Genomic DNA, 23,121 nt, shown 5'->3' with positions numbered 1-23,121 from the left:
TGGGCCGCAGCTAAGCCGACCTACGGAACACGCCATCGTAGGTCGTAGGTCGGATTAGCGGGGCCGCCGAGGCCCGGAGGGCGTAATCCGACACCAGCGGTCACGAATAATCCGCGTCCAGCTCGGAACCCGCGTAATTCTCCAGGTCCTCGAACAGGCTCTTCATGCTGGCCCGCGTGAGGATTTTCTGCACCACGGTGCAGCTGCGGCGGTAGGCGGCGATGCGGTCGAGCAGCACGGGGTGATGCTGCACGGGCACCTTGGCCACCAGGGCGGCCCAGCCTTCCTCGAAGTCCGGCTTGTTCTTGCGCACGGAACGCACGAAACGCTCGAACTCCTTTTGACCCGTGCGCGCGATGATGCGCCCGCCGCCTTCGATGGCGAAAATGATGGCCAGCGCGATGACGCCCTCGGCATTCAAGTCGCTGTCGCTGACGGGGCCGTTGTCGTGGTGGCGGCGCAGCCAGCCGGCCAGGCGCACGACGGCTTGCACTTCCTTGCGCTGTTGCAACTGCAACGCATACTTTTCATAGCCGGCCCAGTTCTGGTTCGGGTCGGCCTGGCAAATATCGATGAACAGCTCGCGCAAACGGCGTGCAAGGTAGACGGGGTCCTGGTCGTATTCGCCGACGAGGGCGTCTTCCGGCAGCTGCGACAGGTCCTTGATCAGGCGAAAACCCACCTGGAACGCGTGCTCGGCGCCGTGCTCGACGAGGAAGTCGAGCGCGGCCTGATCGCCCTCATGCGTGACGGCCTGCTCCAGGCCCAAGGACACGCCGCCCACCGTCAGGTACAGCGCCTTCTGGATGCCGTCGGCCGTGCGTTCATTCGTGAACTTCTCGGCCACCATGGCCGTGATGCCCGTCAATTCGTCGGCCAGGTTCAGCGCCGCATCCTCGCGCGGGTCACCCGGCAACAGCTTGATGGCGCGCACCAGGCGCGGAAGATTCTCTACAACAATTGCTGGCAGCATTAGTGATTCCCTGCTTTCATTACGAGAAGATGCCCGTGCCCAGGCTGCGGCGCGTGCTGGAACGCGGCGCGCTGCGCGTGCTCGGCACTTGCTTGCGCAGGCGGTACAGCAATTCCTTGGTACTGCGCTGCAACATGGTCGGTTCTTCGTCCGGGTCGTCCGAGTATTCCGCGTCGGCCAGGTCGGCGCTGTGGCGGAAGTCGGGGAACAGCTCGAACAGCGAGCGGTCCCAGCCGTCTTCATTCGCTTGCGCCAGCTCAATGGCCAGCGGCACGACGTCGTTGTCGGACGAGGTCACGCCCGTCACGTACGGTCCCTTGATGACGATCTCGCCCGCCACTTCGAGGATTTCCTTCGGCGCCATCGAGAACAAAATGGCGAACGCCGTGGCGCCCCAGTCGGTGGCGGATGCTTCCAGCAGCAGCTCGCGGCGGCGCTCTGCGTCGTCGGTGGAAAACACCACGCCGTGGATATGCGCGAACAGCGACTCGGCGATGCGCTCCGGATCGTCCTCGATCTGGTCGTCGCTCCAGGTGGCGGCGATGAAGGCCAGGCTGTCGGCCCAGGCCTTGGGCGGCACCAGCAGGGTCGCCAGCGACATCTTGCCGCCGTCGAAGCCGGCCAGGTGCAGGGCCGTCACTTGCGGCGGGATGGCGCTCAGCACTTCCACCACGGCAAGATCACCGTACTGGTCGGCCGCATCGGCAAACGCCTGCTCGGCGTGGCCCAGCGAACCGGACAGCACCAATTCCGTGACCTGTTTCGTCAGCGCGGGCAGATTGCTTTTTTGATCCGCATTTTGATCCTTGTTATCGGCCATGGTCATCTCCATCCTGGTCAAACATCTGGGCGAAATCGTCGGTGGCTTCGTCTTCATCAATCTCGTCGTCGCCGTCGTCATTGGCGGCCAGCTGGTCGAGCGACTGGTCGTCGTCGTCCCACAGGCGCGGATTCTTGTGCAGGAAGGCCGTGATGATGGCCTGGCGCGCCAGGTCGGGGAAGCTCTCTTCGATGGCGGCGTACATCTTCGCCGCTTCCGGCGCGGCGCAGGCAGCCATGGAAAACACGCGGGCCGGGTCGCCGAACTCGTAGTCTTCACTTTCGGCCAGCAAGCCTTTCGGGTCGCTGAAGGTGATGTGGTCGACCAGCGCGAAGGCCAGCATATTCACGTCTTCGATGCCGCCGCCGCTGGCATACTCGCCGACCAGCGCGTCGACCATGCTCTTGTAGTTCTTGCGGTTCGGCGGGTCGCCGAGGATGCCTTCGATCTGGCCGTCCAGCTCGCGCGACTGGTACGCGAATTCAGGGTGTACTCTTCTCATGCTGTGCTTTCCAATGTGATGCTTGGTACTTTTACATAAAGGCAAAAGCACCATTGTTTGTTGTTTTTTAAATCATCCCAACTGTACCGCGTCTCACAGAACCGTAGCGAGCGGCAGTGAGTTGTGGCTAAGAAGCGCAACCGTACTTTAGTACGGTGAGCATCGCAGGCCGCAAATCACGACGCGCAGTAGGTTATGTGAGACGCCCTCAGTCCGCAGGAAGGACCGTGCCGTGAAGGCGGAACACGCCGCACCACAGGGCATAGGCTTCCGCTTCCGGATCGATGATGATGCGGTGGTTCACGCTCTGGTCGTATTCGGCGCGCTTGGCCGGGTCGGCCAGGATTTCATACGCCTTGGTGACGCTCTTGAAGCGCGCCTCGGCGCCGGGGGCCTGGTTGCGGTCGGGGTGGAAGCGCATGGCCAGCGAACGGTAAACTTTCTTGATTTCATCGTCGCTGGCATTGGGCGCGACACCGAGGACGTTATACAAATTTTCCATAAATGGCTCCGGGGTCACGTTTTGTTTGCTAATTAAAGGCGAATTATCCTATAGAACGGCGCCCGCGTCGCTTGCATGCTGGGAAATGGGGCCAAATACGTGCTTATAAAGCGCTTGCGGTACGGTAAAATGCTTTTTACTGTCACTCTTCCGCATTGATCAATGAGCAACGATAAACCGAATACCGCCGCGCCAGCGCTGGCGCCCAATTTCTTGCGTAACATCATCGAAGCCGACCTGGCTGCCGGCGCCCACGTGCGTCCCGGCCTGCCCCAGGTGATCACGCGTTTCCCGCCGGAGCCGAACGGCTATCTGCACGTGGGCCACGCCAAGTCGATCTGCGTCAACTTCGGCCTGGCGCGCGATTACGCCGGCCAGTGCAACCTGCGCTTCGACGACACCAATCCGGCCAAGGAAGAGCAGGAATACGTCGACACCATCATGGACAGCGTGAAATGGCTGGGCTTTGACTGGGAACCGAAACATGCCGATGGCCAGAGCCACCTTCACTACGCCAGCGACTATTTCGACCAGCTGTACGCGATGGCCGAATACCTGATCACGGCCGGCTTTGCCTACGTGGACAGCCAGAGCGCCGAAGACATGGCCGCCAACCGGGGCAATTTCGGCCAGGCCGGCAAGAATTCGCCGTTCCGCGACCGTCCGCGCGAGGAATCGCTGGCCCTGTTCCGCGCCATGAAGGCGGGCCAGTTCAAGGATGGCGAACACATCCTGCGCGCGAAGATGAGCGAAGACGCCATGAGTTCGCCGAACATGAACTTGCGCGACCCGGCCATCTACCGCATCCGCCACGCGCACCACCACCGCACGGGCGACGCCTGGTGCATCTATCCGATGTACGACTACACGCACCCGATCTCGGACGCGCTGGAAAACATCACGCATTCGATCTGCACGCTGGAATTCCAGGATCACCGGCCGTTCTACGACTGGCTGCTGGAAACCCTGGCCGCCGGCGGCTTCTTCCAGCAACCGGTGCCGCACCAGTTCGAATTCTCGCGCCTGAACCTGACCTACATCGTCACCAGCAAGCGCAAGCTGCGCCAGCTGGTGGAAGAAAAAATCGTCGACGGCTGGGACGACCCCCGCATGCCGACCCTGGTGGGCATGCGCCGCCGCGGCTACACGCCGGAAGCGATCCAATTGATGTGCGAACGCACGGGCGTGACGAAATCCGACGGCTGGATCGACTACAGCGTGCTCGAAGGCTGTTTGCGCGAAGACCTGGACCCGAAGGCGCCGCGCACGGTGGCCGTGCTGCGCCCGTTGAAATTGATCATCGACAACTTCCCCGAAGGCGAGAGCGTGGAATGCACGGCACCCGTGCATCCGCACTTCCCCGAGCGCGGCTTGCGCACCTTCCCCATCTCGCGCGAGCTGTGGATCGAGGAAGACGACTTCATGGAAGTGCCGAACAAGGGCTATTTCCGCCTGTATCCGCCGATCGACGACAAGCCGGGCAGCAAGGTTCGCCTGCGCTACGGCTACGTGATCGAGTGCACGGGCTTTGACAAGGATGCGGACGGCAAGGTCATCGCCGTGCATTGCAACTATTTCCCGGACAGCAAGTCGGGCACGGAAGGCAGCGCCAACTACAAGGTCAAGGGCAATATGCACTGGGTCAGCGCGCCGACGGCGATTGCCGCCGAAGTACGCCTGTACGACCGCCTGTTTACGGACCCGCAGCCGGACGCGGGCGGCAAGGACTTCAAGCTGGCCCTGAATCCGCTGGCCAAGGAAGTGGTGCAGGCGTGGCTGGAACCGGGCGCGGAACTGGCCCAGCCGGAACAGCGCTTCCAGTTCGAGCGCCACGGCTACTTCGCGGCCGACCGCGTCGACAGCCAGCCGGGCAAGCCCGTCTTCAACCGCATCGTCACCCTGAAAGACAGCTGGCAGCCTGCCAAATAAGGCGCCGGACCACTCACGAAAAAACCGCTGCGGCGGTTTTTTTTCGTTTCAGAGAAAAATATTGCCTGTTGACTATAATCACGATAGTTTTGTATATTATGCACCTGTTGAGCAATTTACAATGTCGATAGTGCTTGTACAACTCAGTCTAGCCACCGCCACCGAGGCGGCACCCGATTCCTATTCCTGATGTGGATGGCGATGTCTTCTACTGCTGGCGAACACCCCTTATCTGCTGAAAAAAGGCCGCTCTGGCTGCTTGGCTTTGCGATGTCGATGATGGTGGGCCTGCTGTTCTACATGGCCGCCGCGCTGTCGGTCGAGAACGATGCCAGCGACCTGTTCGACAATCTGGCGCGCAATACCCAGAAAAATATCGAATCGCGCGTCCGCTCGTATGCCAACCTGCTGCGCGGCACGGCCAGCCTGTTCCGCGCCAACGAACACGTGAGCCGCGACCAATTCCACCGCTACGTGGAAAACATCGCCTTACAGCACAACTATCCGGGCGTGATGAACCTCAATTACAGCCAGGAACTCGACGAGTCGCAGCGCAGCGCCTTCGAAGCGGCCATGCGGCGCGACTACCCGCCCGGGCGCGACGGCTATCCGGCGTTCGCCATCCATCCGCCCGCCCCGCGCGCCCAGTATTCCGTGCTGGTGTACATCGAGCCGGTTGCCAGCGCCCCGGAAAAGTATGGTTATGACATCGCCGAGCGCCCCCTGATCGCCGAAGCGCTGGCGCAGTCGCGCGATTCCGGGCAGATCAGCAATTCCGGCGTGCCCGTGCCCATGGAAGGGCGGCCGCAGATGACGGGCATGGCCATGCGCCTGCCCGTGTACCGCTTCGGCATGCCGATCGACACGGTGGAGCAAAGGCGCGCGGCTTACCAGGGTTCCGTCGGCATCGGCTACGACCTGGTGACGATGATGCGCAGCGCGCTGGCCGACATGCCGGTACGCAACGTGCGCCTGACCTTGTTCGATATCGGCCCGCAGGCGCGCGCGCCGCTGCAACTGCCGCACGACATGCGCCCCATTTTCGACAGCACGACGGCGGGCATGCACGCGCCATGGTGGCTGCCAGGCAACTCGGGCCGCTATCTGAGCAGCACGATCCTGATCGAACATAATGGCCGCATGTGGCAAGCGCTGTTCAGCGTGCGCAAGAGCGACCTGTATACGCGCTTCGACGCCTTTTTGCCGTGGCTGGCCCTGCTGATCGGCTTTGCCAGCACCATGCTGCTGTACATCCTGTTCCACACGCTGGCGTCGTCGCGCCGGCGCGCCATCCAGATGGCGACGGGCATGACGGAGGAGTTGCGCGCCAGCCAGATCCGCCTGCAGCTGTCGCACCAGAAACTGCGCCGCCTGGCGGCCCATGCCGACCAGATCAAGGAAGAAGAGCGCAAGCGCATCGCGCGCGAAATCCACGACGACCTGGGACAGAACCTGCTGGTGCTGCGCATCGATGCCGACATGCTGGCCTCGCGCACGCAGCGCCGCCACCCGCGCCTGAACGCCCGCGCCCGCTCAACCCTGGAACAGATCGACGCCACCATCAAGAGCGTGCGGCAGATCATCAACGACCTGCGCCCTACCGTGCTGGACCTGGGCGTGAATGCGGCCGTCGAATGGCAGGTGGCGCAATTTCGCCAGCGCACGGGCATCGCTTGCGAAGTGAGCGAAAGCCATGACGACATTTGCCTGAGCGACCAGTGCGCGACGGCACTGTTCCGCATCCTGCAAGAGTCACTGAGCAATATTTCCCAGCATGCCAACGCCAGCCGCGTGCAGGTCAAGCTGGAAAAGTGCCGCGATACGGTGTCGATGAGCATCAGCGACAACGGCGTGGGCGCGGCCATCGACGGGCGCAACAAGCTGGGCTCGTTTGGCCTGGTGGGGATCGAGGAACGTATCAAGTTGCTGGGAGGCACTTTCTACATCGAAAGCAGCCCCGGCGCCGGCATGAGCGTGCACGTCAGCGTACCGCTGGGCGCGGACGCCACCGCGTTTCCCTACCAGGAAGACAGCCGGACCAGCGCCTGACAGGCGGACCGCATGAAGCAAGCTCAGCTTGCATATTTCGTAATTAGATGCAATATTGATGTAGAACAACTAAACCCCTGCCCACCATGGGCCAGGCATTCATCGACTACTTGCCAGGAGTATATACCCAGCGCTTTCCCTTGTTTTACCGTATTTCCCACAACGCTCTTTACAAAAGGACATTCATGGATACGAACGACAGTTTCAAGGCAATTGCCGATTTGAATTTGGACGCGATCAAGGTCAAGCTGATGCACCGGGAGTCAGGCGAAGGATGGAGTCTGGAGAAGGCGAATGCGGTGGAATTCGAATACCGCCGCTTCCTGATCCTGATGAAACAGTTTCCGGAAGAAGAAACGGCGCCGCTGATGGACGTCGATACCTTCTGGCACTACCACATCCTCGACACCCTGAAATATGCGGCCGACTGCGAACAGGTCTTCGGCTACTTCCTGCATCATTTCCCGTACATCGGCCTGCGCGGCGAAGACGACGAAGCGGCGCACCATCGCGTGGGCGAGCGCATGAAACAGCTGTATGAGCAAACGTTCGGGGAAGATTATATCCGCGCGGAAACGGCGTATTCGGGGCGTGCCGTACAGGCGGCGTATTCGGGACGGGCGGTACAGGCGGCGTATTCGGGACGGGCGGTACAAACAGCATTTTCCAGCGCCGCGGTACAGGCCACCGCCTACTCGGGCCGGGCCGTGCAGACGGCGTTTTCCAGTGCGGCCGTGCAGGCGACGGCATATTCGGGCCGCGCGACGGGCGCTGCCAGCACCGCATTTTCCAGCGCGCCTGCCACACTGGCCGCTGCGGTGGTCAAGTCGTCCACGACCGGCCTGGAGATGGGGCGTTTCTATGTCGATCGTCCGGTACTGAACCGCGACCCGCAATAGAAAAGCGGAAAACAGATGTGGCTGCCGCACGCGGCAAGCCTGACTTACCCAGACGGCACCTCTCAGTTTGCCGTCTGTCAGGCGCTCTTAGGCAGCCATCAACTCGCGCAGTTCACGGATGCTGAAATCGCTGATTTCATGCATGCGGATGAGGATCGTGGCGCCGATCGGCAAGGTGTTGTGACGAATCTTGCTGATAACAGGTGGCGCCACTTCCAGAGCTCGCGACAAGGCGGCATCATTTTTCAGCTGCAGCTTGTCGATGATCGCATCGAGGACGCGATTCGGGTTGTAGGTAGGCAAAGAGGTAATTTGTTTGAGAGACATGATCAAAAATCCGTACTTGTTGTATTAGTGCAAAAAGAAACCGAATGCCTCTTTTGCAATAATTCAGGGTAAACACACTAAAAAGCGCCATCACTTATGCGGCTTTTACGCCGCAAACAATATAATACACGCTATTGTTGATTTTTGCGTAACTTAAAGCAAAATTGTGATAATTGAAGAGAATTGACGCACTTGGAATGTGCTAGAGGATAACCCAAATCGGAAAAATTTGCTGCAAGTCATCAATTTTTACAATGAGGAACGCCGCTGCGCATCAGCCAGGCAATCGCCATGAGCGCGCCCAGGCGGGCTATTTCCGTAGATAAATGCCAGCCTTGCACGGCCACGCCGGCCGGGGTGGCAAGCAGGCAAGTGCCCGGCGCGCTATCCACGCGGCACCAGGCCAGTTGCCGGCGAATTTCATCGGGCGGCGGCGGCGGCTGCCGCGCATGTTCGCGGCGGCGCATATAGGCGCGCACCTGTTCCTTGCTGGGGTGATTCGTAGCTCGCATGGCTCGCTCCTGCTGGCGGAAAACAGCGTCGCGCTAATTGTAGAGCCCGCCACAAATAGCTGAAACGCGTGACGACATCGCTCACCATATCGCCAGCGCGCCATGACGCGTTTGCGCCGCATCAAATGGCAAGGCCACGGTGTTGCACCGAAGCCCATGCTGCCCACGGCCTGGCGGCCGTCCTTATTTCTTTTGCTGGCGTACGCGCTGTTGCTGCTTTTCCTGCGTCTGCTGGCGGTTCTGCTTGCGCTCGAACAGGGTGACCGCATCTTTCTTGGCTTGTTCCAGGGTACGCATTTCCTCATGCGCATCGTGCGGAACAAAAAATTCGGCGTCCTGCGCCGCCACGACCAGCTTGATGGCGGCGTCGTCGTCGAGGTCGTACAGTTCCGTCAGGACGGTGGTGACCTCGTCCAGGTATGCTTCGTAAGTGAGGGTGCTCATGCGGTAATCCTTAAGTGAATGGCGCAACGCCGGAACGGCGCGCTGCGCGCCGGCCCAGCAAAGTGCGCAGATAACAGGCCATTTTACCCGATGCGGACCCCGCCGGCTGCCAGCGCCTGCAAGGCATCGGCCACGCGCGCGTAGCGCAGACGCACACCCAGCTCGCGCTTGATGCGCGTATTGTGCAGGCGGCGCGATTCGGACATGAACGACAGCAGCATCGGCGTGACCGCTTGCCGCAGCTCGGCGCGGGGCAGGCGCGACGGGCGCGGCAGGCCGAAGGTGTCGGCCACGGCATCGAAATACTCGGCCATTTTGAGTTCGCTGTCATCGCTGGCGTGATACACGCGTCCCGGCTTGCCCCGCCACAAGGCCCGTTCGATGATGCGCGCCAGGTCATCGGCATGGATATGGTTGGTGTACACGTCGTCGCCCGCGGCCAGGGCCGGCGTGCCTTCGCGCAAACGTTTCAGGGGCAGGCGGTCTTCCGCATAGATGCCGGGCACCCGCAGGATGGCCACGGTGGCGCCACGGCGCGCGCCCCAGCCCCGCAAGACCTGCTCGGCGTCCACGCGCCGCTTCGCGCGCGCATTGGCCGGCGCCACAGCCCGCGTTTCATCGACCCAGGCGCCGCCGCAATCGCCATACACGCCGCTGGTGCTCACATACACCATGCGTGCATGCTCAGGTAAAATGGCGGCCAGATTGCGCGTGCGCCGGTCCAGCAAGCCCGACGACAGGGGCGGCGCCAGGTGCACCACCATCGTCGCCAGTCCCGCCAGCCGTTTCAGGCTGGCGCGGTCGTCGAGGTTGGCCACGATGGGCACGGCGCCGGCCGCCCGCAGCTGCGCGCAGCGCGCCGGCTGGCTGGTAACGGCAAAGACGCGAAAACGCGCGCGCAGCAGGGGCAGCAGGCGCATGCCGACGTCGCCGCAGCCCAGGATCAGCAGGCGCGGCAAGCCAGAGGGCTTGCGCAAAGAGTGCATTAACATATTTTTCATCTCAAGGATTGTATGACTTTTCAAGTTACTGTTCAGCCCAGCGGCCACCAGTTCAGCTGCGAAGCGGACGAAACCGTGCTGGCGGCGGCGATACGCGCCGGCGTGGGCTTGCCGTATGGCTGTAAAAATGGCGCCTGCGGCTCCTGCAAGGGCAAGGTTGTTGCCGGCACCGTCCAGCACAAGGCGCACCAGCAGCGCGCCCTGACGCCGGAAGAGGAAGCGGCCGGCTTTTCCCTGTTCTGCTGCGCCACCACACACGCCGACCTCGTCATCGAGGCGCGCGAAGTGGCGGGCAGCAGCGACTACCCGATCAAGAAAATGCCGTCGCGCGTCACCACCATCGAGAAAGTCGCGCCCGACGTCGTCGTGTTGACCCTGCAGTTGCCGGCCAGCGAGCGCCTCAACTACCGCGCCGGACAGTATATCGAAATCCTGTTGCGCGACAACAAGCGCCGCAGCTACAGCATGGCCAGCGCGCCTGCCGACGGCGGCCCCGTGACCCTGCACATCCGCCACCTGCCGGGCGGCCTGTTCACCGACCAGGTGTTCGGCAGCATGAAAGAGCGCGACATCCTGCGCTTCGAAGGCCCGATGGGCACCTTCTTCCTGCGCGAAGATTCCGACAAGCCCATCGTGCTGCTGGCCTCGGGCACGGGCTTTGCCCCGTTGAAAGCCATCGTCGAGCACATGATCAGCGAGCGCTCCACGCGCCCGATCACCCTGTACTGGGGCGGCCGCCGTCCGCACGACCTGTACATGGATGCGCTGTGCCGCCAGTGGGCCGCCGACTTGCCGCACTTCACCTATGTGCCCGTCGTCTCAGAAGCGCTGCCGGAAGACGCCTGGAACGGCCGCACGGGCTTCGTGCACCAGGCCGTCATCGCCGACTTGCCCGACATGTCCGCGTATCAGGTGTATGCCTGCGGCGCGCCCGTGATGGTCGATGCGGCCCACCGCGATTTCGTGCAGCGGTGCCAGCTGCCAGCCGACGAGTTCTACGCGGACGCCTTCACCAGCGAAGCCGACCTGGCCAAGTAAGCATCTCCTTCCAGACAGCGGGGAGCTGCTGGCGCGGCATCCGCTGCCGCCACCCGCCCCACCCCGCTGCTTCCTGGAAATCTCATGTTTCTCTCCATCCTGCGTCACCGCAATTTCGCCTGTTATCTTTCCGCCCGCGTGCTGGGCACGGTGGCCGTGCAGATGCAAAGCGTGGCCATCGGCTGGCAGGTGTACCAGATCACGGGCAGCCTGTTCGACCTGGGCCTGATCGGCCTGGCGCAGTTCGCGCCCTTCCTCGTATTGATTTTGCCGGCCGGCCACGTGGCCGACCGCTACAACCGCCGCAACATCATCGCCTGGTGCCTGACGGCGCAGCTCGCTTGCGCGCTGGCCCTGCTGGCGTTTACGTTAAGCAATCTTTCCATCGTCTGGCCCGTGTTCACCGTGCTGGTGCTGTTCGGCAGCGCGCGCGCCTTCATGATGCCGGCCACGCAAGCCGTGCTGGTCAACATGGTGCCCACGCAGCACTTCAGCCGCGCCGTCGCGCTCAGCTCGTCAAGCTCGCACGTGGCCATCATCCTGGGCCCGACCCTGGGCGGCTTACTGTATTACTTCGGCCCCAAGGTGGTGTATCTGATCTCGTCGGCCTTGCTGGTGCTGTCCGTGCTGCTGATGCGCGCCACCACGCCGGCGCCGCAAGTGGTCAAGCGCGAACCCGTCAGCTGGCACACCCTGCTCGAAGGCTTGCGCTTCGTCTGGTCGAAACCCATCGTGCTGGGCGCCATTTCGCTCGACCTGTTCGCCGTGCTGTTCGGCGGCGCCACGGCCCTGCTGCCGGCGCTCGCGCACGACGTGCTGCATATCGGTCCCGGCGGCCTGGGCCTGCTGCGCACGGCCCCGGGCGCCGGCGCGGCCCTGTGCTCGATCGCGCTGGCCATCTTTCCCATCACGCGCCGGGTCGGTGCCTGGATGTTCGGCGGCGTGGCCGTCTTCGGCCTGGGCACCCTGGTGCTGGGCAGCACCAGCTATTTCCCGCTGGCCCTGGCGGCGCTGTTCCTGATGGGCGCCGGCGACATGGTCAGCGTCTACATCCGCCACCTGCTGGTGCAGTTCGAGACGCCGGACGAGATCCGCGGCCGGGTCAGCGCCGTGAATGCCGTCTTCATCGGCGCCTCGAACGAGCTGGGCGAATTCGAATCGGGCCTGACGGCCGGCTGGTTCGGCCTCGTGCGCGCCGTGCTCTTCGGCGGCGCCGCCACCCTGGCCGTGACGGGCATGTGGGCCGTGCTGTTCCCCGTGCTGTCGCGCATGGACCGCTTCCCCCACCACGAGAAGGAAGGGGCCGCAGGACGGCCACCGGAGCGGGCACTTAAGGGCTAAGATGCGCTATTGCCACTGACTAAGCCTCCCCATGAAAATCACGCTGCCCTTGCACGGCTTCATCCGCAGCCGCCCCCACCTGAGCATGGCCACGGCCATCGGCGTGGCGGCCGGCCTGCTGCTGCCCGCAGCGTGGCAACAGATGACGCGTCTGCTGACGGCGTGGAACGTGGCCGTCTGGTTCTACCTGGCGACGATGGCCTGGATGATGATGCGTGCCAACCATCACAAGGTCAAGGCCATGGCGGCGCGCCAGGATGAGCGGGCGGCCACGGTGCTGTCGGCGCTGTCCGTCGCATCCGTGATGAGCCTGGTGGCCATCGTCTCGCAGCTGTCCTCAATGAAAGACATGGCGCCCGACGAGCGCGCGCTGCATTACGGCTTGACGATCCTCACCCTGGTCGGTTCCTGGTTCCTCGTCGGCACCCTGTTCTGCTTTCATTACGCCCACCTGTATTACCAGGCCGACCCCGCGCTGCGCCCCCTGAAGTTTCCCGACGACGAGCAGAATCCCGATTACTGGGATTTCCTGTATTTCGCCTTCACCATCGCCGTGGCCGTGCAGACGTCGGACGTTTCCGTGCAGACGCGGCCGATGCGGCAGATCGTGCTGGGGCAATCCGTGCTGAGTTTTTTCTTCAACCTGGTCGTGCTGGGACTGTCGATCAATATCGCCGCCGGCCTGATCAATGGATAAAACTGAGGCCGGCTTGAAAAGATTCCGCGAGGAAACTTGACCTGGGTGTAGGGTTAAGCTCATCTTAATCGTGCGCACCCTCTTGAAATACTGGAAAGAGGAGTAAGATAAGTTCCATGCACGAGGTCATGTGCATGAGACAGCAACCAGGCCGCAGCACGCCTGAGATGGGTTTTTTTTGAATTGACAGGAGTAAGCATATGCAAATCAATATTCATACCGACAGCACCATCGCCAACACCGCTGGACTGAACGAACATGTGCAATCCGTACTTGAAAGCGCACTGAGCCGCTTCCGCGACAACCTGACCCGCATCGAAGTCCACATCAGCGACACGAATGGCCCGAAAGGCGGCGCCGACGATATCCGCTGCGTCATGGAAGCACGTGTTGCTGGCTATCAACCGATTGCCGTGACCGAACAGAACGCCACCGTGCACCAATCCGTTGCCGGCGCCACCGACAAACTGAAACGCGCCATCGATAGCGCCCTGGGCCGCCTGCAAGACAGCAAGCGCCACGCCACCGGCAAGAATGCCGTGATCGATACGGCCGAAGCGGAAGAAACCGCCGAGTAATTCCCCCACCCGCAGGATTTCCAGAGACTGAGGCAGCCGTTCAAGGCTGCCTTTGCACATCCGGGCCCGCCTTTCGCCTGCGGCAACAAGCATAGTAAAACCACCATCATTTCAGCTTATTAACACAGCAATGAAATAATTGTCGCATTTCCCACAGTAAGTGACACCAAGCAAGCCTTTGCCGTTACAGCCTAGGCCGCTTTACGCTATCATGAAGCTACCGGCCCTCTGCTCGCGCGCGCCGGCTTTTTGAAAGTGTGATTGTGGAACAGATCGGCAACTTTGGCGCTTCAGGCTGCAACATCGGCGATTTACAGCTATTTCGCGATGGGGCGGATAGCCAGACGGCCGCCATGCTGGCACCCTGCCCCGTCATGCGCCTCGAAGCGGGCGAAGCCATTGCCGACACACAGGGCGCCAGCCTGTACATCGTCCTGCGCGGTTCGCTGGCCGTGGCCGCCGACACCCACACGGGCATGGATGACGGCACCGTCAGCAAGGTCTTGCCCGGCGAAAGCGTGGGCGAACAATCGGTGCTCGATGAAGCGAGCAACCTGGCCGCCATTTCCGCTCTGGAAGAAACCGACTTGCTGGTGATCGACGCGGCCGTCGTCTGGGAATTGATCGAGCAATCGAACGGCCTGGCACGCAACCTGCTGCGCTTGCTGTCCTTCCGCATCCGTGCCGCCAACGCCCTGCTGCGCCGCCGGCAGAAACTGGGCGAATTCTACCGCCAGCTGTCGATGGTCGACAGCCTGACGGGCCTGTACAACCGTGCCTGGCTCACCGACTTGCTGCCGAACATGATCGTCACGGCCCACGGCAGCGGCTCGCCGCTGTCGCTGGTGATGATAGACCTCGACCATTTCAAGCGCTTCAACGACACCCACGGCCACCAGGCGGGCGACCAGGCGCTGCGCATCGCCGCGCAAGTGCTGGGCGCGGCCCTGCGCCCCACGGATTTTGCCGTGCGCTATGGTGGCGAGGAAATGATGGTGATCTTGCCCGATACCAGCGAACACGTGGCCTTGCGGGTGGCCGAGCGCCTGTGCGAGCGCATGCGGCAAGCCGTCATCTTCGCCGACATGCGCAGCGCGCTGCCGCACATCACGGGTTCCTTCGGCGTGGCCAGCCTGGCGGCGGAACAGGACGACGAAGCGCTGATCGCCACTGCGGATGCGGCGCTGTACCGGGCCAAAGCCGGGGGCCGCAACCGCGTAAGCACCTGATATTCTCAGGCGCTTCATATAAATTATCAGGCAGCCTTGCTGTCGGCCGGCTTGCTTGCATCCGGCTTGGCGGCATCGTCCTTCTTGCTGCTGTGCGCGGCGATGAAATCCGCGTAGCCCTTCTGCACCAGTTCATACGTCTTGTCGATATTGCCGGCGATATCGCCGTTCAGCACTTTCAAGCCGCCCAGGATGTCGCGCGCTTCCTTGAAGCCTTTTTCCATGCCGCCGCTGATGGTGTCCATGAACTTGGTCAGGGCCGTATCGTCGTCCAGGCCGGGGTTCTGCTTCTTGAACGCCTCAAAAAAACCCGTCGACAGCGAGACGATGCGGCTCGCCGTCGCTTCGGCGCTGTTGTCCTGCGACGCGGCGTTCTGGATCGCGTCCTCGCCGTACTGGCCCTTCAGCGCTTCATTGATATTCGTGATGGCCGTCTTGTACAGCAGCGCCAGCGGTTCGTTCTCGGAACCGATGGAGACGTTCAGCGACGCCTGCATGATGGAGGCGTTCAATTGCAGCTTGCTGCGGTCGTTCACGCTCATTTCAGCGTTGACGCCATGCTGGACTTTATCGTCCTTGCCGGCAACACCCGTACTGACGGAAGTCACGGAAGCAGTGGAATTGCCGCCTGCGGCGATGGGAATTGACACGATAGACCTCCTTGAACGGACAATGTATGCCACCATGCGGGAAACGCGATGATGACCATCCTCTCGTGTAGTATCGGCAGGTTTTCAGAAAACTGAAGCGGCCCGGACAATTAAGATAACAATTAAGCAAGCAACGACCATCAATGACTACCCAGACCTTTCTTTGGCACGACTACGAAACCTTTGGCGCCCAGCCGCGCCGCGACCGCCCGGCCCAGTTCGCCGCCATCCGCACGGATGCCGAACTCAACGAAATCGGCGAACCGATCATGCTGTATTGCCAGCCGGCCAATGATTTCCTGCCCGACCCGCAATCGTGCCTGATCACGGGCATCACGCCGCAGCAATGTCTGCAGCTGGGCGTGCCCGAACACCAGTTCGCCGCTACCGTCGAAGCGGCCTTTTCGGAGCCGGGCACCATCGGCGTGGGCTACAACACCATCCGTTTCGACGATGAAGTCACGCGTTTCCTGTTCTGGCGCAACCTGATCGACCCGTATGCGCGCGAATGGAAGAACCATTGCGGCCGCTGGGACATCCTCGACGTGGTGCGCATGACGCACGCGCTGCGCCCGGAAGGCATTCAATGGCCGAAGCGCGACGATGGCCAGACCAGCTTTAGACTGGAACACTTGAGCAAGGCCAATGGCCTCGTGCACGAAGCGGCGCATGATGCGCTGTCCGACGTGCGCGCCACGATCGCCCTGGCGCGATTGATCCGCGAAAAGCAGCCGAAACTGTTCGAATTCTGCCTGGCCCTGCACAAGAAGGACAGGGTCGCCAGCGAAATGGGCATGCACCTGGCCGCTGGCGAGCGCCAGCCGTTCCTGCACGTGTCCGGCATGTTCCCGGCCGAACGCGGTTGCCTGGGCGTCGTCTGGCCGCTGGCCACGCACCCGAGCAATAAAAATGAAATCCTCGTCTGGGATTGCGCCTACGACCCGCGCGAACTGTTCGAACTGGACGCCGACACCATCCGCACGCGTTTATTCACGCGCAAGGAATCCATGCCGGAAGGCATGACGCGCCTGCCCGTGAAAAGCGTGCATTTGAACAAGTCGCCCATGCTGGTGGGCAACCTGAAGACCCTGTCGCCGGCCATGGCCGCGCAATGGGGCATCGACGTGGATGCGGCGAAGGTCAACGCCCAGCTGGCCGCCGCGGCGCCGAACATGGATGCCATCTGGGCCGAAGTGTTCCAGCGTCCGGGCGCGAACACCGCGCTGGACGTGGATGAGGATTTGTACAATGGTTTCGTCAGCAACGACGACCGCCGCCTGCTCGAATCCTTGCGCCGCGACACGCCGGCCAAGCTGGCCACGGCCCGCCCCTCGTTTACCGACGAACGCCTGCAGGAATTGCTGTTCCGCTACCGCGCCCGCAATTTCCCGCAAACCTTGAGCGAAGCGGAAAGCCTGCGCTGGGAACAGCACCGCGCCGCCCGATTGTTCGACGGCGACGGCGGCGCCCGCACCATCGAAATGCTGTTTACGGAAATCGACGTGCTGTCGGAATCGGTCGATGAGCGTGGGGAAGAGATTCTTGGCGAACTCTACGATTATGCGGAGATGGTGGCGCCCATGCGCGACTGAAGGACCAGGCTGGGTAGGTCGGATTAGCGGGGCAAGGCCCCGCGTAATCCGACAACATTGTTGACGTTACTGGTGTTGTCGGATTACGCGGCGTCGCCGCTAATCCGACCTATGCTGCACGGTGTTGATTGATCGCATCGCGCGTCTCGATCGCCACGCGGCGCGCCGCGTCGGCGAAGTCTTCGCCCGCTTGCGGCGTGGCGTAGATGATGGCGCGCGAGGAGCTGATCATCATGCCCATGCCGTTCGCCGTCTGGCCCGCGCCGACGGTGGCGGCAATATCTCCGCCCTGGGCGCCGATGCCGGGCACCAGCAGCGGCATGTCGCCCACGATGGCGCGCACTTGCGCCAGCTCTTCAGGGAAAGTAGCGCCGACGACGAGCGCGCACTGGCCATTCTTGTTCCATTTCCCGGCCACCAGGCGCGCCACGCGCTGGTACAGCGGTTCGCCGTCCGTATTCAGGAATTGCAGGTCCGAGCCGCCCGGGTTCGAGGTGCGGCACAGGATGATCACGCCGCGGTCCTTCCACGCCAGGTAGGGGTCGAGCGAATCCTCGCCCATGTACGGGTTCACGGTGACGGCGTCGGCGCCGTAGCGTTCGAACGCTTCGCGCGCGTACTGCGTGGCCGTGGCGCCGATGTCGCCCCGTTTCGCGTCGAGGATCAGGGGGATGTGCGGGTAGTTTTCGCGCACGTAGAGGCAGATGTCTTCCAGCTGCTTTTCCGCGCCCAGCGCGGCAAAATAGGCGATCTGCGGCTTGAAGGCGCAGGCCAGGTCGGCCGTGGCGTCGATGATGCGCGTGCAAAAGGTGGTGATTCCATCAGGCAAGTCGCGCAGGTCCGCCGGCAGTTTCGCCAGGTCCGGGTCCAGGCCCACGCACAGCAGGGAATTATTGGCCGTCCATGCGGCGGATAATTTATTGATGAAATTCACGGCACACCTTCTCTATATTCAGTTGCAAACCCCGTATTGTAACGCGGCGCGGGCGCGATAAGGCAGCCTGAGGCGGAGGCCGGCGCTTATTAAACCGACATGACGGGCCGTTTCAGGTATATTTGCCTCATCCCTTCTACTCTGCACGGAACCCATCATGCAAATCACCAAACAATTCACCAAATGGCTGCGCCTGGCGCTGAGCGTCACCGTCCTGGCCGGCATCCTGACGGGCTGCGGCTACAACGACTTCCAGAGCAAGGACGAAGCCACCAAGGCCGCCTGGGGCGAAGTGGTCAACCAGTACCAGCGCCGCGCCGACCTGATCCCCAACCTGGTCAATACCGTCAAGGGCTATGCGACGCATGAAAAGGAGACACTGGAAGCGGTGACCAAGGCGCGCGCCGCCGCCACCAGTTTCCAGATCACGCCCGAAGTGCTGAACGACCCGGCCGCGTTCGAAAAATTCCAGCAAGTGCAGGGGCAGCTGTCGTCGGCCCTGTCGCGCCTGATGGTGGTGTCCGAGAAATACCCGGATCTGAAAGCCGACACCAGCTTCCGCGACCTGCAGTCGCAGCTGGAAGGCACGGAAAACCGCATCACCGTGGCGCGCCAGCGTTACATCGTTGCCGTGCAGGATTACAACGTGCATGCGCGCAGCTTCCCGAACAACCTGACGGCCATGGTCTTCGGCTACAAGGTCAAGCCATCGTTCACGGTGGAAAATGAAAAAGCCATCTCGACCGCACCGACCGTCAACTTTGGCAAATAAGATGAAAGCCTGGTCCTATCTCGCGGCGCTGGCGACGGCGCTGCTGCTGTGGACGATGCCGCCAGCCGGCGCGCAGGGCTTGCAGCCCGTGCCGCCGCTGGCCGCGCGCGTGACGGACAACGCCGGCATGCTCGATGACAAGCAGAAAGCGGCGCTGGAAGGCGTGCTGGCCGACTACCAAGCCAAGACGGGCAGCCAGATCGCCGTGCTGCTGGTCAAGAGCACGGAACCGGAAGCCATTGAGCAATACAGCTTCCGCGTGACGGATGCCTGGAAGCTGGGCCGCAAGGGCGTCGATGACGGCGTGCTGCTGATGGTGGCGAAGGACAACCCATCGTCCTTGCGCCGCCTGCGCATCGAGGCAGGCCGTGGCGTGCAGGGCGTGCTGACGGATGCGCAATCGAAACGCATCCTGCAAGACGTGATCGCGCCGCATTTCAAGCAGAACGACTATTACGGCGGCCTGGTGGCTGGCGTGGGGTCGATTGCCACCTTGCTGAACCAGGAGCAATTCCCCGCTCCCGCCCAGCAAAAGGCGCCGGCGACCGTGGAAGCGGGCGGCCTGACCTTCTGGCTGCCGCTGCTGTTCTTCGGCTTTCTTGTGCTCCTGACCGTGTTCCGCTCGCGCGGCGGCCCGAACCGGCTGCAGCGCGGCAGCAACTGGTCCAGCGGCGCCACCGGCGTCGTGCTGGGCAGCATTTTGAGCCAGGCGCTGAACAACCGCGGTGGCGGTGGCGGCTTCGGCGGCGGCGGTGGTTTTGGCGGTGGCGGCGGTGGCGGTGGTTTCGGTGGCGGCGGCGGCGGTTTTGACGGCGGCGGCGCCTCGGGAGATTGGTAATGACGAAACAACTGACATTCGGACAACGCTGCGGACGGGCTCTGAAACATTTGCGGGGCACGCCGGCGACGGCGCGCCAGGCCTTTCCCGAGCGCACCCTGAAAGCCATCGAAACGGCGATTGCCGATGGTGAAGCGATGCACCGGGCGGAAGTGCGCCTGATCGTCGAGGCGGCATTGACGCCGGGCATGGCTTACCAGGGCGTGAGCAACCGCGAGCGGGCGCGCGAACTGTTCGCCCAGTATGGCGTGTGGGATACGGAAGACAACGTTGGCGTGCTGATCTATATCAACCTGGCCGAACACCAGGTCGATATCGTGGCCGACCGCAACGTGGGCCGGCGCGTGACGCCGGAACAGTGGCAAGCCGTATGCCGCACCATGACGGGCGGCTTCAAGGAGGGCAACTACCACGACAGCACGCTCGATGCCTTGCAGCAGTTGAATGCCTTGCTGCAAAGCCACTTCCCTGCCGATGGGACGCGCGGCAACCAGCTGCCGAACGAACCCATCCTCCTCTGAATCCCGGACAGGGATTAAAATCCGCCATGGCGCCGCAGCATGGCGGCGCCCCCAACCGCCGAGGAGAATACATGAAACTGGTCAATAAAACCGCCATCGTCACGGGCGCCACGCAGGGCATCGGCCTGGCCTGCGCCACCCGCCTGATCGCCGAAGGGGCGCAGGTGATGCTGGTCGACATCAAGGAAGAAGGCGCGCAGGCGGCGGCCGCCCTCGGCCCGCAGGCGCGTTTCTTTTGCGCCGACGTCAGCCAGAAGGCGGACGTCGACGCCATGCTGAAGGAAACGCTGGCGCAGTTCGGCCACATCGATATCCTCGTCAACAATGCGGGCGTCACGCACGCGGCCGACTTCCTCGACGTGTGCGAGGACGATTTCGACCGGGTCATGCGCATCAATCTGAAATCGATGTTCCTGTGCGGCCAGGCCGTGGCGCGCGAGATGGTCAAGCGCAACAGCGGCTGCATCATCAATATGTCCAGCGTCAATGCGGAACTGGCCATTCCGAACCAGGTGCCGTATGTGGTGTCGAAAGGCGCCATCAACCAGCTGACCAAGGTCATGGCCCTGAACCTGGCGCCGCACGGCGTGCGCGTGAACGGCATCGGGCCGGGCACCATCCTGACGGAACTGGCCAAGCAGGCGGTACTGTCGAGCCCGCAGGCGCGCCACACGATTCTGTCGCGCACGCCGCTGGGGCGCTGCGGCGAGCCGGAAGAAGTGGCAGGCATCGCCGCCTTCCTGGCCAGCGACGACGCCACCTACATGACGGGCCAGACCATCTACGTCGATGGCGGACGCATGGCGCTCAACTACACGGTGGCCGTGAAAGAGTGATGCAATCGAGTTATATCAAAAAAGAATAATGCATATCTAAAAAGATCATTAGACACATATCGTGCGACGCAGCATAATGCACCTGTCTCCACTATTCTCCTCCAAGAAAATAGTTTTAAGCCCGCTTTCACCAGCGGGCTTTTTTTTTGCCATCGCTGCTGCAACATGGCCATTCTTGCCATTTCCCGCAATCTTCCCGCTCATTCTGCCTGCCGCAAAAAAATGTTGCGGCGTGTCATCAGCCCGTCATTTTCGCCCCCTATACTTGCTTCATCTGCTGTACAGGCAACCGATATGCCTGACTACAGACAGGTGTGCCGCGATGGCACACCACTCCCCTTTTATGCCGTGGCGGGCGCCGGCAAGGCGCGCGACATGGCGAGTACCGAGCAACTCTCAACTCTTGACCCATTTCATTTGGGTTTTTGGCCCGCGCCCCCGCGGGCCTTTTTTTGCCTGCCCGGCAAGCTCTTGCGCAAAAACACGGTGCCCCGCCACGCCCATGATATTGTGACTGCCTTTCCACCCATCCTGACGCATCATGCCTGTACCCTTGCCCGAACTTTGTTTTGCCGACCGCTACGAGCGCCTGCGCTACCGCACGGCCCTGGTGTTGTATGTGCTGGTGATCCTGATCGGCGACATCCCCGGCGTGCGCGCCGACGTGGGCCAATATGCGTCGGGCGGCGTGCTGCATTCCTTCGGCTATGGCGTGCTGGCCCTGATCCTGTTCAGCGGCACGGGCGGCGGCATGGCCCGCCGGGCGCTGCTGTCGGTGCTGATGGTGGCGGCCATGGGCGCGCTGGACGAATTCATCCAGAGCTTCCTGCCTTATCGCCATGGCGCCGTCAGCGACTGGGTGGTCGATATCACGGCCGCCACGGCCGTGGCGCTGCCGCTGTACTTCCTCTGGCCCGGCATGGCCGCCGCCGCGCTGAAGAAGTCGCGCGGCTGATCAGGGCGCCGCGCCGTCGCCGGTGCTCAGCGCCAGGGGCAACTGGCCCTGGCCGGTCGCGGCCCGGCCGGCAATGCGGCGCAAGGCCGCGTGCATCTCGCGCCGGCTGTGCGCTCCCGCCGCGCGCGCCGCATCGCGCTGCATCTCCATCAACTGCTCCGACCGCGACAGCCGGGTCAAGGCATGCAGGGCCTGCGTCAACGCATAGCGGGCGCGCATATCGTTCGCCGTACCCGGCGCACCGTACACCGCAATCACCAACTCATTGATCAGCTTGACGCTAGTGGAATCGGAAGCCATTTATTCTCCTGAGATAAGCAGCGGGAAGGACAGCGGGACAGCGCTGACGCTGTGCACGTTCGTACAAGAATGTCTTTTATACCAAGCTCGACAATTGAAGCGCTTGATGTATCTCAATGTGAAATAACAAGGATCGAACATCTTTCCTCCCCTGCTCTCTTACTAGCAGTAGTTACGGCCATGCCTGGCATGCGCCATTGACGCTGACCTCCGCCACACCCTGAAAACCGGGTTACCACTTTGTCAGACCAAGAGGAGAACAAGATGAGAGCAAAAAAAACCATGGCGCTGGCCGGCCTGCTGTGTACGCTGGCCGCCTGCAGTTCGAATCCGAACAACACCGGCATGAGCAGCACGAATGGCCGCAGCGGTGAAAGCTACAGCAATACGGCCGGGACGGGCAGCACTACGGCCGGGACCAGCACCAGCAGCACCATGAGCAGTACAGGGGTCAATACCGCCGGCACATCCACGGCCAACAACGCCATGAACATGGACGGCAGCCAGACGGGTGTCAGCATTGCCTCTGCCACGGTGCAATCGATCGAGCCAGTGCCGCGCGGTATGGAGCAGCGCAGCGGCGACATGCAATCCGGCAGTTCCGGCACAGCGGGCAGCACCTCGGGCAACACGCAGTACCGGGTCACCCTGCGCCTGGACGACGGCAGCACACAGACCCTCATGCAAAACTCCCAGCCCAGCTACCAGATCGGCGACCACGTCAAGGTGGTCAACGGCTTGCTGCAGCGCTACTAGGCATAGCGCATCTCGATGCGGCGATAGCGTCCGGGCACAGGCAAGGCAGGTATTTCATCTGCCTTGCCTGTTGCCTGTTGCCTGTTGCCGTTTGCCTGTTGCCGTTTGCCTGTTGTCTTTTCCCTA

26 protein-coding genes are annotated in these 23,121 nt (G+C 62.4%); 15 read left to right on the top strand and 11 right to left on the bottom strand.

The window, feature by feature from the left end; genetic code table 11:
- Positions 1–100: 100 nt before the first annotated feature.
- The 4 genes from AC0V2Y_RS02575 to AC0V2Y_RS02560 form a co-directional block, all read right to left on the bottom strand.
- Positions 101–973, bottom strand: a complete 873-nt coding sequence (locus tag AC0V2Y_RS02575; protein ID WP_475417371.1) for a hypothetical protein — start codon at positions 971–973, stop codon at positions 101–103.
- A 19-nt stretch (positions 974–992) separates the two neighbouring features.
- Complete coding sequence (locus tag AC0V2Y_RS02570; RefSeq protein WP_475417372.1) at positions 993–1,793, bottom strand: hypothetical protein; 801 nt, start codon at positions 1,791–1,793, stop codon at positions 993–995.
- Positions 1,783–2,295 carry a hypothetical protein gene (locus AC0V2Y_RS02565; RefSeq protein WP_475417373.1) on the bottom strand — a complete coding sequence of 171 codons (513 nt, stop codon included), beginning with the start codon at positions 2,293–2,295 and terminating at the stop codon, positions 1,783–1,785. Before AC0V2Y_RS02565 ends, AC0V2Y_RS02570 begins: the two co-directional genes overlap by 11 nt.
- Before the next feature lie 208 nt (positions 2,296–2,503).
- Positions 2,504–2,797 carry a DnaJ domain-containing protein gene (locus tag AC0V2Y_RS02560; protein WP_010395442.1) on the bottom strand — a complete coding sequence of 98 codons (294 nt, stop codon included), beginning with the start codon at positions 2,795–2,797 and terminating at the stop codon, positions 2,504–2,506.
- A gap of 162 nt (positions 2,798–2,959) precedes the next feature.
- Between AC0V2Y_RS02560 and AC0V2Y_RS02555 the strand changes: the two genes are divergently transcribed.
- The 3 genes from AC0V2Y_RS02555 to AC0V2Y_RS02545 all read left to right on the top strand — a co-directional run bounded on the left by AC0V2Y_RS02555 (position 2,960) and on the right by AC0V2Y_RS02545 (position 7,674).
- On the top strand, positions 2,960–4,726 hold the full coding sequence (locus tag AC0V2Y_RS02555; RefSeq protein ID WP_475417374.1) for a glutamine--tRNA ligase/YqeY domain fusion protein: 1,767 nt from the start codon (positions 2,960–2,962) through the stop codon (positions 4,724–4,726).
- A 270-nt stretch (positions 4,727–4,996) separates the two neighbouring features.
- Positions 4,997–6,775: a CHASE domain-containing protein gene (locus AC0V2Y_RS02550; protein ID WP_475417375.1), complete on the top strand. Its 1,779-nt coding sequence runs from the start codon at positions 4,997–4,999 to the stop codon at positions 6,773–6,775.
- 185 nt (positions 6,776–6,960) lie between these two features.
- Positions 6,961–7,674, top strand: coding sequence for a glycine-rich domain-containing protein (locus tag AC0V2Y_RS02545; protein WP_475417376.1), 714 nt, complete (start codon positions 6,961–6,963; stop codon positions 7,672–7,674).
- 87 nt (positions 7,675–7,761) lie between these two features.
- Here AC0V2Y_RS02545 and AC0V2Y_RS02540 read toward each other — a convergent pair whose 3' ends face one another.
- From AC0V2Y_RS02540 to AC0V2Y_RS02525, 4 genes are all read right to left on the bottom strand, one after another.
- A complete protein-coding gene (locus tag AC0V2Y_RS02540; RefSeq protein WP_029496207.1) occupies positions 7,762–8,001 on the bottom strand; it encodes a hypothetical protein in 240 nt (79 codons plus the stop codon).
- A gap of 242 nt (positions 8,002–8,243) precedes the next feature.
- Positions 8,244–8,513: a hypothetical protein gene (locus AC0V2Y_RS02535; protein ID WP_475417377.1), complete on the bottom strand. Its 270-nt coding sequence runs from the start codon at positions 8,511–8,513 to the stop codon at positions 8,244–8,246.
- Between the two features lie 183 nt (positions 8,514–8,696).
- Positions 8,697–8,957: a hypothetical protein gene (locus AC0V2Y_RS02530; protein ID WP_475417378.1), complete on the bottom strand. Its 261-nt coding sequence runs from the start codon at positions 8,955–8,957 to the stop codon at positions 8,697–8,699.
- An 83-nt stretch (positions 8,958–9,040) separates the two neighbouring features.
- Positions 9,041–9,958, bottom strand: a complete 918-nt coding sequence (locus AC0V2Y_RS02525) for an SDR family oxidoreductase (RefSeq protein WP_475417379.1) — start codon at positions 9,956–9,958, stop codon at positions 9,041–9,043.
- Positions 9,959–9,970: 12 nt separating this feature from the next.
- Here AC0V2Y_RS02525 and AC0V2Y_RS02520 point away from each other — a divergent pair, with 12 nt between their 5' ends.
- The 5 genes from AC0V2Y_RS02520 to AC0V2Y_RS02500 all read left to right on the top strand — a co-directional run bounded on the left by AC0V2Y_RS02520 (position 9,971) and on the right by AC0V2Y_RS02500 (position 14,841).
- On the top strand, positions 9,971–10,996 hold the full coding sequence (locus tag AC0V2Y_RS02520; RefSeq protein ID WP_475417380.1) for a CDP-6-deoxy-delta-3,4-glucoseen reductase: 1,026 nt from the start codon (positions 9,971–9,973) through the stop codon (positions 10,994–10,996).
- An 84-nt stretch (positions 10,997–11,080) separates the two neighbouring features.
- Complete coding sequence (locus tag AC0V2Y_RS02515; protein WP_475417381.1) at positions 11,081–12,337, top strand: MFS transporter; 1,257 nt, start codon at positions 11,081–11,083, stop codon at positions 12,335–12,337.
- Positions 12,338–12,368: 31 nt separating this feature from the next.
- On the top strand, positions 12,369–13,034 hold the full coding sequence (locus tag AC0V2Y_RS02510; RefSeq protein ID WP_475417382.1) for a DUF1345 domain-containing protein: 666 nt from the start codon (positions 12,369–12,371) through the stop codon (positions 13,032–13,034).
- A 200-nt stretch (positions 13,035–13,234) separates the two neighbouring features.
- Entirely contained in the window at positions 13,235–13,612 is a 378-nt protein-coding gene (locus tag AC0V2Y_RS02505; protein WP_070221366.1) for an HPF/RaiA family ribosome-associated protein, read from the top strand.
- Between the two features lie 263 nt (positions 13,613–13,875).
- Positions 13,876–14,841, top strand: coding sequence for a GGDEF domain-containing protein (locus AC0V2Y_RS02500; RefSeq protein WP_475417383.1), 966 nt, complete (start codon positions 13,876–13,878; stop codon positions 14,839–14,841).
- A gap of 26 nt (positions 14,842–14,867) precedes the next feature.
- Here the strand turns inward: AC0V2Y_RS02500 and AC0V2Y_RS02495 are convergent, their stop codons facing one another.
- Entirely contained in the window at positions 14,868–15,491 is a 624-nt protein-coding gene (locus AC0V2Y_RS02495) for a DUF5610 domain-containing protein (protein ID WP_475417384.1), read from the bottom strand.
- Positions 15,492–15,634: 143 nt separating this feature from the next.
- On the opposite strand from AC0V2Y_RS02495, the gene sbcB reads away from it, so the two are divergent.
- Positions 15,635–17,083: an exodeoxyribonuclease I gene (gene sbcB, locus AC0V2Y_RS02490; RefSeq protein WP_475417385.1), complete on the top strand. Its 1,449-nt coding sequence runs from the start codon at positions 15,635–15,637 to the stop codon at positions 17,081–17,083.
- Between the two features lie 109 nt (positions 17,084–17,192).
- Here sbcB and pyrF read toward each other — a convergent pair whose 3' ends face one another.
- On the bottom strand, positions 17,193–18,017 hold the full coding sequence (gene pyrF, locus AC0V2Y_RS02485; protein ID WP_475417386.1) for an orotidine-5'-phosphate decarboxylase: 825 nt from the start codon (positions 18,015–18,017) through the stop codon (positions 17,193–17,195).
- A gap of 157 nt (positions 18,018–18,174) precedes the next feature.
- Between pyrF and AC0V2Y_RS02480 the strand changes: the two genes are divergently transcribed.
- From AC0V2Y_RS02480 to AC0V2Y_RS02460, 5 genes are all read left to right on the top strand, one after another.
- A complete protein-coding gene (locus tag AC0V2Y_RS02480; protein WP_475417387.1) occupies positions 18,175–18,789 on the top strand; it encodes a LemA family protein in 615 nt (204 codons plus the stop codon).
- Position 18,790: 1 nt separating this feature from the next.
- On the top strand, positions 18,791–19,627 hold the full coding sequence (locus tag AC0V2Y_RS02475) for a TPM domain-containing protein (RefSeq protein WP_475417388.1): 837 nt from the start codon (positions 18,791–18,793) through the stop codon (positions 19,625–19,627).
- The gene (locus AC0V2Y_RS02470) at positions 19,627–20,148 is read left to right on the top strand and encodes a TPM domain-containing protein (protein WP_475417389.1); all 522 of its coding nucleotides are present in this window, start codon (positions 19,627–19,629) and stop codon (positions 20,146–20,148) included. Before AC0V2Y_RS02475 ends, AC0V2Y_RS02470 begins: the two co-directional genes overlap by 1 nt.
- Before the next feature lie 71 nt (positions 20,149–20,219).
- Entirely contained in the window at positions 20,220–20,984 is a 765-nt protein-coding gene (locus AC0V2Y_RS02465) for an SDR family NAD(P)-dependent oxidoreductase (RefSeq protein WP_035825332.1), read from the top strand.
- A 541-nt stretch (positions 20,985–21,525) separates the two neighbouring features.
- Positions 21,526–21,939: a VanZ family protein gene (locus tag AC0V2Y_RS02460; protein WP_475417390.1), complete on the top strand. Its 414-nt coding sequence runs from the start codon at positions 21,526–21,528 to the stop codon at positions 21,937–21,939.
- Here AC0V2Y_RS02460 and AC0V2Y_RS02455 read toward each other — a convergent pair whose 3' ends face one another.
- Positions 21,940–22,239: a hypothetical protein gene (locus AC0V2Y_RS02455; RefSeq protein WP_475417391.1), complete on the bottom strand. Its 300-nt coding sequence runs from the start codon at positions 22,237–22,239 to the stop codon at positions 21,940–21,942.
- Between the two features lie 264 nt (positions 22,240–22,503).
- Here AC0V2Y_RS02455 and AC0V2Y_RS02450 point away from each other — a divergent pair, with 264 nt between their 5' ends.
- Positions 22,504–22,995 carry a hypothetical protein gene (locus tag AC0V2Y_RS02450; RefSeq protein ID WP_475417392.1) on the top strand — a complete coding sequence of 164 codons (492 nt, stop codon included), beginning with the start codon at positions 22,504–22,506 and terminating at the stop codon, positions 22,993–22,995.
- Positions 22,996–23,121: the final 126 nt, after the last annotated feature.

The sequence above is a fragment of the Janthinobacterium sp. BHSEK genome (genome assembly GCF_056174685.1).
The sequence above is the reverse complement of the archived record's forward strand: the minus strand, read 5'-3'. Positions and strand labels throughout refer to the sequence as shown.

Bases quoted from the DNA above. Each gene is read 5' to 3' on its own strand.
- AC0V2Y_RS02575 (WP_475417371.1), bottom strand. From the start codon at position 973: ATGCTGCCAGCAATTGTTGTAGAGAATCTTCCGCGCCTGGTGCGCGCC.
- AC0V2Y_RS02570 (WP_475417372.1), bottom strand. From the start codon at position 1,793: ATGGCCGATAACAAGGATCAAAATGCGGATCAAAAAAGCAATCTGCCC.
- AC0V2Y_RS02565 (WP_475417373.1), bottom strand. From the start codon at position 2,295: ATGAGAAGAGTACACCCTGAATTCGCGTACCAGTCGCGCGAGCTGGAC.
- AC0V2Y_RS02560 (WP_010395442.1), bottom strand. From the start codon at position 2,797: ATGGAAAATTTGTATAACGTCCTCGGTGTCGCGCCCAATGCCAGCGAC.
- AC0V2Y_RS02555 (WP_475417374.1), top strand. From the start codon at position 2,960: ATGAGCAACGATAAACCGAATACCGCCGCGCCAGCGCTGGCGCCCAAT.
- AC0V2Y_RS02550 (WP_475417375.1), top strand. From the start codon at position 4,997: ATGTCGATGATGGTGGGCCTGCTGTTCTACATGGCCGCCGCGCTGTCG.
- AC0V2Y_RS02545 (WP_475417376.1), top strand. From the start codon at position 6,961: ATGGATACGAACGACAGTTTCAAGGCAATTGCCGATTTGAATTTGGAC.
- AC0V2Y_RS02540 (WP_029496207.1), bottom strand. From the start codon at position 8,001: ATGTCTCTCAAACAAATTACCTCTTTGCCTACCTACAACCCGAATCGC.
- AC0V2Y_RS02535 (WP_475417377.1), bottom strand. From the start codon at position 8,513: ATGCGAGCTACGAATCACCCCAGCAAGGAACAGGTGCGCGCCTATATG.
- AC0V2Y_RS02530 (WP_475417378.1), bottom strand. From the start codon at position 8,957: ATGAGCACCCTCACTTACGAAGCATACCTGGACGAGGTCACCACCGTC.
- AC0V2Y_RS02525 (WP_475417379.1), bottom strand. From the start codon at position 9,958: ATGAAAAATATGTTAATGCACTCTTTGCGCAAGCCCTCTGGCTTGCCG.
- AC0V2Y_RS02520 (WP_475417380.1), top strand. From the start codon at position 9,971: ATGACTTTTCAAGTTACTGTTCAGCCCAGCGGCCACCAGTTCAGCTGC.
- AC0V2Y_RS02515 (WP_475417381.1), top strand. From the start codon at position 11,081: ATGTTTCTCTCCATCCTGCGTCACCGCAATTTCGCCTGTTATCTTTCC.
- AC0V2Y_RS02510 (WP_475417382.1), top strand. From the start codon at position 12,369: ATGAAAATCACGCTGCCCTTGCACGGCTTCATCCGCAGCCGCCCCCAC.
- AC0V2Y_RS02505 (WP_070221366.1), top strand. From the start codon at position 13,235: ATGCAAATCAATATTCATACCGACAGCACCATCGCCAACACCGCTGGA.
- sbcB (WP_475417385.1), top strand. From the start codon at position 15,635: ATGACTACCCAGACCTTTCTTTGGCACGACTACGAAACCTTTGGCGCC.
- AC0V2Y_RS02480 (WP_475417387.1), top strand. From the start codon at position 18,175: ATGCAAATCACCAAACAATTCACCAAATGGCTGCGCCTGGCGCTGAGC.
- AC0V2Y_RS02475 (WP_475417388.1), top strand. From the start codon at position 18,791: ATGAAAGCCTGGTCCTATCTCGCGGCGCTGGCGACGGCGCTGCTGCTG.
- AC0V2Y_RS02470 (WP_475417389.1), top strand. From the start codon at position 19,627: ATGACGAAACAACTGACATTCGGACAACGCTGCGGACGGGCTCTGAAA.
- AC0V2Y_RS02465 (WP_035825332.1), top strand. From the start codon at position 20,220: ATGAAACTGGTCAATAAAACCGCCATCGTCACGGGCGCCACGCAGGGC.
- AC0V2Y_RS02460 (WP_475417390.1), top strand. From the start codon at position 21,526: ATGCCTGTACCCTTGCCCGAACTTTGTTTTGCCGACCGCTACGAGCGC.
- AC0V2Y_RS02455 (WP_475417391.1), bottom strand. From the start codon at position 22,239: ATGGCTTCCGATTCCACTAGCGTCAAGCTGATCAATGAGTTGGTGATT.
- AC0V2Y_RS02450 (WP_475417392.1), top strand. From the start codon at position 22,504: ATGAGAGCAAAAAAAACCATGGCGCTGGCCGGCCTGCTGTGTACGCTG.